Annotated in this window: 13 protein-coding genes; 12 read left to right on the plus strand and 1 reads right to left on the minus strand. The window is 41.8% G+C overall.

The window, feature by feature from the left end; all coding sequences use genetic code 11:
• Positions 1–106: lysis system i-spanin subunit Rz (locus tag ACNART_RS17605; RefSeq protein ID WP_416303666.1), on the plus strand; the 106-nt coding region annotated here is incomplete at its 5' end.
• A gap of 272 nt (positions 107–378) precedes the next feature.
• Here ACNART_RS17605 and ACNART_RS17610 read toward each other — a convergent pair.
• Positions 379–582 carry a KTSC domain-containing protein gene (locus ACNART_RS17610; RefSeq protein ID WP_115286937.1) on the minus strand — a complete coding sequence of 68 codons (204 nt, stop codon included), beginning with the start codon at positions 580–582 and terminating at the stop codon, positions 379–381.
• An 826-nt stretch (positions 583–1,408) separates the two neighbouring features.
• On the opposite strand from ACNART_RS17610, the gene ACNART_RS17615 reads away from it, so the two are divergent.
• The 11 genes from ACNART_RS17615 to ACNART_RS17665 form a co-directional block, all read left to right on the plus strand.
• Positions 1,409–1,921, plus strand: a complete 513-nt coding sequence (locus tag ACNART_RS17615; RefSeq protein ID WP_036937622.1) for a KilA-N domain-containing protein — start codon at positions 1,409–1,411, stop codon at positions 1,919–1,921.
• 81 nt (positions 1,922–2,002) lie between these two features.
• Positions 2,003–2,410: a hypothetical protein gene (locus ACNART_RS17620; protein WP_036976739.1), complete on the plus strand. Its 408-nt coding sequence runs from the start codon at positions 2,003–2,005 to the stop codon at positions 2,408–2,410.
• Positions 2,407–2,745: an HNH endonuclease gene (locus tag ACNART_RS17625; RefSeq protein WP_036937620.1), complete on the plus strand. Its 339-nt coding sequence runs from the start codon at positions 2,407–2,409 to the stop codon at positions 2,743–2,745. Before ACNART_RS17620 ends, ACNART_RS17625 begins: the two co-directional genes overlap by 4 nt.
• Positions 2,746–2,862: 117 nt before the next feature.
• Positions 2,863–3,330, plus strand: coding sequence for a phage terminase small subunit P27 family (locus ACNART_RS17630; protein WP_036937618.1), 468 nt, complete (start codon positions 2,863–2,865; stop codon positions 3,328–3,330).
• Positions 3,284–5,026, plus strand: a complete 1,743-nt coding sequence (locus ACNART_RS17635) for a terminase large subunit (protein WP_099073838.1) — start codon at positions 3,284–3,286, stop codon at positions 5,024–5,026. The genes ACNART_RS17630 and ACNART_RS17635 overlap by 47 nt, the downstream gene beginning before the upstream one ends.
• On the plus strand, positions 5,027–6,358 hold the full coding sequence (locus tag ACNART_RS17640) for a phage portal protein (protein WP_116672759.1): 1,332 nt from the start codon (positions 5,027–5,029) through the stop codon (positions 6,356–6,358).
• The gene (locus tag ACNART_RS17645) at positions 6,355–7,206 is read left to right on the plus strand and encodes a head maturation protease, ClpP-related (RefSeq protein WP_196568626.1); all 852 of its coding nucleotides are present in this window, start codon (positions 6,355–6,357) and stop codon (positions 7,204–7,206) included. The genes ACNART_RS17640 and ACNART_RS17645 overlap by 4 nt, the downstream gene beginning before the upstream one ends.
• 11 nt (positions 7,207–7,217) lie before the next feature.
• Positions 7,218–8,432, plus strand: a complete 1,215-nt coding sequence (locus tag ACNART_RS17650) for a phage major capsid protein (RefSeq protein ID WP_160230286.1) — start codon at positions 7,218–7,220, stop codon at positions 8,430–8,432.
• Positions 8,433–8,477: 45 nt separating this feature from the next.
• Positions 8,478–8,666 (plus strand): hypothetical protein, encoded by a 189-nt coding sequence (locus ACNART_RS17655; RefSeq protein ID WP_099073699.1) that lies wholly within the window; start codon positions 8,478–8,480, stop codon positions 8,664–8,666.
• The gene (locus tag ACNART_RS17660; RefSeq protein WP_416303664.1) at positions 8,666–8,992 is read left to right on the plus strand and encodes a head-tail connector protein; all 327 of its coding nucleotides are present in this window, start codon (positions 8,666–8,668) and stop codon (positions 8,990–8,992) included. Before ACNART_RS17655 ends, ACNART_RS17660 begins: the two co-directional genes overlap by 1 nt.
• 8 nt (positions 8,993–9,000) lie before the next feature.
• On the plus strand, positions 9,001–9,215 hold a 215-nt coding region (locus ACNART_RS17665; RefSeq protein WP_416303665.1), incomplete at its 3' end, for a phage head closure protein.

Below are 9,215 nucleotides of genomic sequence, written 5' to 3' on the forward strand. Positions count from 1 at the left end.
TGACACCGCTCTCCGAAATTATTGGTTACTCAGAGAACGAATTGCAGAGTCAGAGCAAATGATTAAAGGGTTGCAGAATTACATTAGAGTGGAGTGTGTGAACTAAAAAAAAGCCCTACGTAGAGTACGAGGGCAAAACTGAAATTTGTCGAAAAAATATCAATCCTAATAAAGATAGCACTTATAAGTGAATATACCTATAGTGCGGCAAAAATATTATTTTAATAAGTGGTTACAATATACTTAACATTAATTTGCTAAATAGTTTTAATAAGTCAGATGGAATGATTCTTATTTGTGTTTTTGTTTTCTTTTAAAAAAGATATTTTTTGTGATAAAAATAAGAATAATAATATTAAATGGTAACTATAAGGTTATTTAATTATAAGAGTATTTATGTTCAATCATGGCATGAAAAAATTTTTCTTTAGAATTTGATGCCATTAAACCTTGGTAAATACTGAATGGTACTTCCTTATATCGATATTGTTCTCCATGTTTACAGTCGATTTCTAGCATTTTAGTTTGATAATCGTAAGCAACAGAAATAATTTTAGATGATGCAATGTAAATTTTGTCCATTAGACTAATCACTATTAATAAAAATAAAATGGGATAAAATAAAAGAGTAAATAAATTTTTACTTTAGTAACTTTTAATATTAGTAAAAATATTCAACTTATTTTTATATAAAGAAGAAATATGAGTTAAATTTATTATTTGTGTGAGGCTTCTCACATTAGAGATGAAAAATAAGTTCCAGCATCACGCATGGACAAAATTAAATAAAGAACTTCTCAAGAGGAATATAGTGATATTAATTCAGTATCGCTTTGTTAAGCAAATAAGCGAATTGAATACTTTCAATTGTTTTTTTAATTAACTATTGAATACAAATAAAATAACCCTGCGAGTTTGAGTTTACCGTGGGGCTAAATTTAAGCGAAAAATAAATACCTATAAATCATACCGCTACTCTTATTTCAATGCCAATAGAAATAGAAAGCGTCGCGTTGTCGCCGTCTCCTATGTTAGCCATGACCTATTTTATTTCTCGATAGAGAGCGCATAGTGAGAGTCAAAAACAACGAATACCACCGTTTTGTTATTTTTCGGTCATTATCAGCAACGTCAGCTGTAGGTAGAAGAAGGGGCGTGACGATGGAGAGACATCAATATATTTAATTCTACAAACGTCATTTATTTAGTGACGTATATGGATAGCCATCAGTTAACCGCTGGTGGCTTTTTTTATACGCATTTCATCGCTCATTCACAGAGCAATTCAAAAACGTCGAATCCAATCACTTTGATATGAGCCTTCGAGAAAGTCAGTTATAGCTGGCGAGCTTCGACGGGCTGATTTTCTATGTGAACGAGGGTTCATTTCAAATGAAGGTAATACGTTATGCAATATCCAAGAGTAAGTATTAATGGTGTGTCTGTCCGTGTTGATAGTGAAGGTAGATATAATTTAAATGATCTTCATGCGGCCGCTGTTGCGGATGGTAAAGCAACGGAATCACAAAGGCCTGGTGCATTTTTGAAAAGTCGTCAAGTAAGGCGATTTGTTCACGCTTTAAGCGATGCAACAAAAAGTGCATCGGTTAAAGTGATTAAAGGTGGACTCAACCAGGGAACTTGGGCTTTAGAGTTAGTCGTTATTAGATATGCAGCTTGGTTAAAGCCAGAATTTGAAATCCTTGTCTACAACACGTTTAAAGAGGCTACGAGGAAGGGATTAGATGTCATGTCTAAGTTGAACAAGCTAGATCATGTCATTAATACCGAAACTAAAAATATAAGTAACTGTGCAAGAACGATGGCTAACTGGGGAGTTGGTGGTAGAAAGCAGTTACTACTAACAGCGAGGGAACGAATTCTTAAAGAAGCTCAAATCTATATTCCTGGTATTGAATAGCGTTCCTTAAAATTGAGGATATTGATTTAATTAATATCTAACGATGAATAGGCCCTAATGGCTTTTTTATTGGAGTTTATTATGTCAAACAAACAGATTAATTATGAGGCAATAGGTCATTGTGTTTACTTGCAAAAAGAAATATCGCAGCTAATTGAAGAGAGAAGCAACCTATATAAAGAATTCATAGCGATTTGTCATTCAGGGCAATTTCCTTATACAGATCCAAGAAACACAAAAATCATCGATTTAAATAGTATTGATAAGCCAGCTAAATTGCTAAAAAAAATACATAAAATAAATCAAACTATCATCACACTAGCAACCACTCATAATCAATGGGCGGATAAGGCTGATTATGAACATTATGTTATTAGTAGCGATAATTCTTTAGGTTTTAGTACGTCTAGTGACGTTATATTCAAAGGAATTATTACCTGCAATAAGCAATCATCAATAGAAGCTGATGTTGTCAGAAACAAAACATGAAAAAACGCAATGTCTATGGTGGTCGCTGGGCAAAGGTACGATTAGCGTTTCTTAATGAACATCCGCTCTGTGTCATGTGCCAAGAGCAAGGGCGCATTACTGCGGCCACAGTAGTTGACCACATTATTCCGCATCGTCTTAAAGAAGCGCTTGAATCAGGTGATAAAGAACGTATCGCAAAAGCCCAAGCTTTATTCTGGGATAAAAATAACTTTCAAAGCTTATGCGAACTGCATCATAACTCGACCAAACAACGTATCGAAAAGAGTGGCAAAGTCATTGGCTGTAATGCGGATGGTATTCCACTCGATCCCAATTCTCATTGGCATCAATAACACAATGAATACAGGGTGGGGGCGGGGTAAAAGTTCAGACACTTTCGCCCTGATTACCTAGCGCCCTCATTTGTGTGCACAACCGCGAAATGAAAAGTTTTTTTCTGGGAGGTTCCGATGGCAGGAAGACGCCCGAAACCGACCCACTTGAAGGTGGTCACCGGTAATCCGGGAAAACGAAAACTCAACGATAAAGAACCCCAACCCAAACGTGAAATACCAAGCCCACCCGAACATTTAACGGATTGGGGGAAAATGGCGTGGGCAAAATTAACCTTAATACTCGATGGGATGGGCGTTTTAACCGTGGCTGACACGCTGGCATTAGAACGGCTGTGTGATATCTACGCCGATATTCTTCAATTGCGAGACACCATTGCCATTGAAGGTAAGACATACACCACAAAAACGCAATTAGGGGATTTTTTAATTAAAGCGAATCCAGCGGTTGCCATGTTGGACAAAAAAGACGGTCTTTTTAAAAGTTATTTAGTCGAGTTTGGTTTAACCCCCGCCGCTCGTTCGAAGGTGAAGATGGATGGTGGAGAAGAAGAGGAAGATCCGCTCAACCAATATTTCGGTTGATCCGGCAACGCAATACGCGCAAGACGTGCATCAAGGCAAAATCTTAGCGGGGCCTGATATTCGTCATGCATGTGCACGTCATCTCAAAGACTTAAATGAAGCCGAGCAACGGGGATTAGTCTGGGATGTTGAGGCTGTCAAAAGGGTGATCGACTTTTTCGCGAAAGTCTTAAAGCTCAATGGCGGGGAGCATGAAGGGAAACCGTTTATTTTATTGCCTTGGCAATGCTTTGTGATTGGCTCTATTTTTGGCTGGAAAATGACAGACGGCACACGCCGATTTCGCATGGTGTACGTTGAATCAGGTAAAGGTTCAGGAAAATCCCCGATGGCAGGTGGCGTTGGGTTGTATTGTTTAGTCGCCGACAGTGAACCGCGTGCCGAAGTGTATGCGGCAGCCACGAAAAAAGACCAAGCCATGATTTTGTTTCGTGATGCGGTGGCGATGGTTGATCAATCTCCCGCATTAAGTCAGCGGATCACCAAATCAGGCGGAACAGGTAAAGAGTGGAACTTGGCTTATTTGAAAACGAGTTCATTCTTTCGCCCGATTAGCTCAGATGATGGGCAATCAGGGCCTCGTCCCCATTGTGCGTTGATTGATGAAATTCATGAGCATAAAAATAATACTGCCGTTGAGATGATGCGAGCGGGTACTAAAGGTCGGCGACAAGCCTTGATATTTATGATCACCAATAGTGGCCATGATAAAACCAGCGTGTGTTATGACTATCATGAATACGGACGAAAAGTCGCCGAAGGCACTATCGAAGACGACAGTTTCTTTTCCTATATTTGTTCACTGGATGAGGGCGATGATCCCTTTAAGGATGAGTCTTGCTGGGGGAAAGCCAATCCGTCATTGGGCTACACCTTTTCTGATCGCTATTTACGCGAGCAAGTGACACAAGCCCGAGGTATGCCCGCGAAAGAAAGCATTGTGCGTCGGCTTAATTTTTGTCAGTGGGTGGATGCCGATAATCCGTGGATTAACAGTGAAACATGGATGCAGTGTGAAAACACGTTCACCTTCGATGATCTTCAAGGTGAAGAGTGTTATGGCGGATTAGATTTATCGGGAACCAAAGATTTAACGGCATTAGCCTTGTATTTTCCTCGCCTTAAACGTCTTTATGTCGAATTTTGGACACCCAAAGACACCTTATTGGATAGAGCAAAAACCGACCGAGTGCCTTACGACTTATGGGTAAGGCAAGGCTTTATGCATACCACGCCAGGGAATGCGGTAAGGTATGAATTTGTGGCAGAACGCATTGCTGAGATGGCGATGCACGTCAACATGAGAGCCATTGCCTTTGACCCTTATCGCATTAAATACCTTGTACCCAAACTCGATGAAGTGGGGGTGACGGTTCCCTTAATCCAACATGGACAAGGATTTTACAAAGCCAAAGATTCAGGGCTGTGGATGCCACACTCTATCGAACTGTTTGAACAGCTCATTGATGACAAGAAGATTGAGATCCACGCCAATCCTTGTTTGAGATGGAATGCCGCATCCGCTGTGCTTGAGGCTGACCAAAAAGATAACCGCGTCTTTGCCAAGAAAAAAAGCACGGGTCGAATTGATGGAGTGGTGGCCTCTGCAATGGCGATTGGGGCTTCTGAAGGGGAATTCGAGGATGAAGGGGATATTGATGGTTTCTTTGATAACCCAATTATTGTGGGGATCTAAATGCGTAACGTGAAAAAAAAGAGCCGAATAAAATCGGCGATCCTCAATTGGATGGGGATACCCATTAGTTTAACTGATGGCGCCTTTTGGGAAGAATGGATTGGAAAGAGTAGCAGTGGCAAGGTGGTCACCGCAGATAATGCATTACAGCTGTCTGCGGTATGGTCTTGCGTTCGGTTACTCAGTGAATCTATTTCGACATTGCCATTGAAAATCTATCAAACGAAGGCGGATGGCTCGCGCGAACTGGCGAAACATCATCCCGCTTACACCGTATTATGCCGAAAACCCAATGCAGAAATGACGCCTTCTCGTTTTATGTTGATGGTTGTTGCCAGCTTATGTTTAAGAGGAAATGCGTTTATTGAAAAATGTTATATCGGGAAAAAGTTGGTTTCACTTCAACCGTTATTACCTCAAAACATGACGGTGAAACGATTGGAAAATGGGCAGTTAGCATATACCTATACCACGCCTAAATCGAATAAACGGGTTATTCCCGTTAAAAATATGATGCATATTCGAGGGTTTGGTATGGACGGTGTGTGCGGAATGATACCGATCCAGATTGGGCGTGATGTGATTGGTACCGCGTTATCGACGGATGAAGCGGCCGGAAAAGTGTTTGAAAATGGGTTACAAACCAGTGGATTATTAACGTCAAAGAATGCCTTGAAAGCCGATCAACGAGAACGCCTAAGAAAGCATTTAATGACGTTTACCGGCTCAAAAAATGCTGGAAAGGTGATGATCCTTGAAGCGGATTTGTCTTATCAAAATGTCACCATGAACCCTGAAACTGCGCAATTATTACAAAGTCGTGGATTTAGCATTGAGGAAATTTGCCGTTGGTTTCGCGTTCCGCCTTTTATGGTGGGGCATGCCGATAAGCAAAGTAGTTGGGCATCCAGTGTGGAAGGGATGAATATGCAGTTTTTGACTAATACACTACGTCCCTTATTGGTCAATATTGAGCAAGAAATTAATCGTTGTTTACTCGACAGTGATGATGATTATTATGCGGAATTTTCTGTTGAGGGCTTATTACGTGCAGACAGTGCAGGACGTTCAGCTTATTACACAACAGCGTTACAAAATGGCTGGATGAGCCGAAATGATGTTCGACGGTTAGAGAATTTACCACCTATTGAAGGGGGCGATATTTATACGGTTCAGCTTAATTTAACGCCACTGGATCAGCTCGGAAAAGACATCACGAACAATGAAGCTGAAAAGCTCAAAGCACAGATCACTAATTGGTTATTTCCTGAAGGTGAACCTGTAACCCCATCTCAATCCAATCCACCTCGTCCCGAGGAGTCATCGTTATGAAAAAAAATCAGTTGCCAGTCGCGCTGGAGGATCGCCCCTGCGCATCGATTCGCTATGAGCTGAAACCCAAAGCACTGGATAAATGGAATAGCCGTATTCGGGCATCTAGTGCGGATAACTCGATTTCGATATTGGACGTCGTTGGAGAAGATTATTGGGGTGAAGGTGTCACCGCTAAACGGATTTCCGCCGCGCTTCGTGCCATTGGTGAGCAAGATATTGTCGTTAACCTCAATAGTCCAGGGGGCGATATGTTTGAAGGGTTGGCCATTTATAACTTGCTTCGTGTTCACAGTGGCAAGGTAACGGTCAATATTTTGGGCATTGCCGCTTCCGCTGCGTCCATTATTGCGATGGCAGGGGATGAAATAAAAATGGGGCGTGGTGCCTTTTTAATGATCCATAACTGTTGGGCAATGGGGGTAGGAAATCGTCACGACTTTGCAAAACTTGCTCATGATCTCGCCCCTTTTGATGCCTCGATGACCGATATCTATGTGGCACGCAGTGGGCAATCGAGTGACGTGGTGAGTCAGATGATGGACAACGAAACATATATCAGTGCGAGTGAAGCGATAGAAAAGGGATTTGCGGACAGCCTACTTTCTGCCGATGTGATTGACGAAGGTGATGAAAGTCCCCAAGCCGCGATCCGAAAACTGGATGCGCTACTTGCCAAAACCAACACACCTCGTGCTGAACGACGAAAACTAATTAGTGCATTAACCCGAAGTACGCCGAGCGCTACTTCCCAATCTAATGGTATGCCAAGCGCTACCTGCGATATTAATCCTGAAATCCTGTCAAAATTGGAGGAGGCGGTGACCGCCTTTGCCTGCGTTAAGTAATTGGAGTGACTATGTCAGAGACAAATGAATTATTAAAAAACCTATCGGCAAAAATTGAAGAAGCCAATCAGCATTTTAATGCCAAAGCTGAAGAAGCGTTAAAAGAAGCGCAGAAAGTGGGTGGATTAAGTGAAGAAACGAAACATGCCGTAGATAAAATGGCAACCGAGCTAAATGCGCTACGCGAATCTGAAAAAACACTGAAAGCCGCATTAGGGGATTTAGAACAACATGTTGCGCAAATGCCACTCAATAATGCGGTGCTGGTTGTAAAAAGTGTTGGTCAACAAGTGATCTCGGCTGAAGTATTAAAAGAGATCAATTCCAGCATTCAAGGGGGCAAACGTGTTTCAATTCCTGTTCAAGCAGCATTAACATCTACGGGCGTTGCCGAAGGTGTGGTTGAACCACAACGTTTGTCGGGTATCGATGTTGCACCGAAACAACGACTTTTTATTCGTGACTTAATTGCGTCAGGTAAAACGCAATCTCCCGCCATTTTCTGGGTTCAGCAAACGGGGTTTACCAACAAGGCGGCGGTTGCGCCTGAAAATACCACTAAGCCGTATAGCGACATTGCCTTTGCGACTAAAATCACGCCAGTGACGACGATTGCTCATATGTTTAAAGCGTCTAAACAAATCTTAGATGATTTTTCTCAGTTGCAGTCGTTGATTGATGCAGAAATGCGTTATGGATTGAAGTTTGTTGAAGAGCAAGAAATTTTATTTGGTGATGGCTCTGGGGCTCATTTGCACGGCATTATCCCACAAGCCACTCAATATAAAGCCTCCTTTACGGTTGAAAAACAAAACGGTATCGATGATTTACGGCTTGCCATGCTTCAAGCTCAATTGGCGCGTTTCCCTGCTTCTGGTCACGTTTTACACTTTATTGACTGGGCGAAAATTGAACTAACCAAAGACTCTTTGGGGCGCTATATTTTGGCTAATCCTTCCGCATTAACAGGGCCGACTTTATGGGGATTACCGGTTGTGGCAACAGAAACCCCCGCGTTTAAAGGGAAATTCTTAACAGGGGCATTTAATGCGGGTGCACAGCTCTTTGATCGCGAAGAAACGAATGTGGTGATTTCAACGGAAAACGCCGATGATTTTGAGAAAAACATGATCTCTATCCGTTGTGAAGAGCGTCTTGCTTTGGCGATCAAACGCCCGGAAGCCTTTGTTTACGGTGATTTTACGGTAGCAACGTCAAGTGATTAATGTAACTAAGGCGGTCTTTATGGCCGCTTTTTCTTTGGAGGTGATATGAAATTAGTCATCTTACGAGCCATTTATTTTGAGGGACGAGTGGTGCTTGAAGGTGAGCAGATTGATACCTTAGAGCAACATGGACGGGAGTTAATCCAAAAAGGCTATGCCAAAGAACAGGAAGAAGCACATCTTGTTATTGAACCTGAACCGAAAAGAAATATTAAGGCGAAAAAGGAGAAATAATGCTTTCTCTCGAATTGGTGAAGCAGCATTGCAATATCGATCCTGATTTTACGGATGACGATAATTTATTGACGCTGTATATCGGTTCCGCCGTGAAATATGTTGAAAATTACACGCGTCGAACATTACATAAAACACAGGAGATGGATAAAGCACAAGAAGATCCCGATTTCTTATTCTTAACGGATGACGTGATTGCGGCAATGCTCTTATTAATTGCGCAATGGTATGAAAATCGTGAGGGGGTGATTTCGGGGCAAGCTTTTTCTACACAACCTTTTGCGGTCACTGCACTACTTCAACCTTACCAGATTTATGGGTTGTAGGAGGTTTTATGCGAGCAGGACGATTACGCCACACCATTAATATTCAAAAATCAGTATTGGCGCCCGATGCCATCAGTGGCAGTGATGTGATTTGGACGGATCATGCGACAAAAGTACGTGCAGCGATCATGCCTTATCAAGGGCGAGAATATTTTCAAGCTCAGCAAGTACAAAGTGAGGCCACAACGCGAATTCTTATTCGCTATATCGCTGATATCGATAT

This window comes from Proteus sp. LHD240705 (genome assembly GCF_047921555.1).
Lineage (GTDB): Bacteria > Pseudomonadota > Gammaproteobacteria > Enterobacterales > Enterobacteriaceae > Proteus.